At 65.2% G+C, this 532-nt stretch carries 1 protein-coding gene; it reads left to right on the forward strand.

The genetic code is table 11. The annotated features are described in order from the left end of the window. The coding region (locus NP596_RS21835; RefSeq protein WP_256617472.1) for an ATP-binding cassette domain-containing protein at positions 1-532 on the forward strand (532 nt) is incomplete at both ends.

The raw sequence follows: 532 nt of genomic DNA on the forward strand, positions 1-532 counted from the left end.
CCGCCCGCTGCCGGCTTGGGACCCCGGCCAAGTGGCGCGGATGCGCGGAGTGTTGCCGCAAAGTTCGGCACTGGCCTTCCGCTTCAGCGTTCGGGAAGTGGTGCTGATGGGCCGTAGCCCGCACCGCAAAACCCATGGCCATGCCCGAAACCTCACCGTAACCGCTCAGGCATTGGCGCTCACCGACACTGCGCACTTGGCCGAACGCATCTATACCACGCTGTCCGGCGGCGAACGCCAACGCGTGCAACTGGCCAGGGTATTGGCGCAAATCTGGGAACCGTGCGGCGAATGGCATCGCTATCTGTTGCTGGACGAACCGACCTCGGCGCTGGATTTGGCCCATCAGCACGCCGTGCTGGCCATCGCCCGCCGTTTTGCCGATACCCAAAATACCGGCGTACTGGCGATTCTGCACGACCTGAATCTGGCCGCGCTGTACGCCGACCGTATCGCGGTATTGCAGCACGGCCGCCTGGCCGCCGTCGGCACGCCGGCCCAGGTGTTGACCGGCGAATTGATTCGGCGGGTT

Origin of the sequence: Methylomonas rivi, from assembly GCF_024505165.1 — a bacterium.
Lineage (GTDB): Bacteria > Pseudomonadota > Gammaproteobacteria > Methylococcales > Methylomonadaceae > Methylomonas > Methylomonas rivi.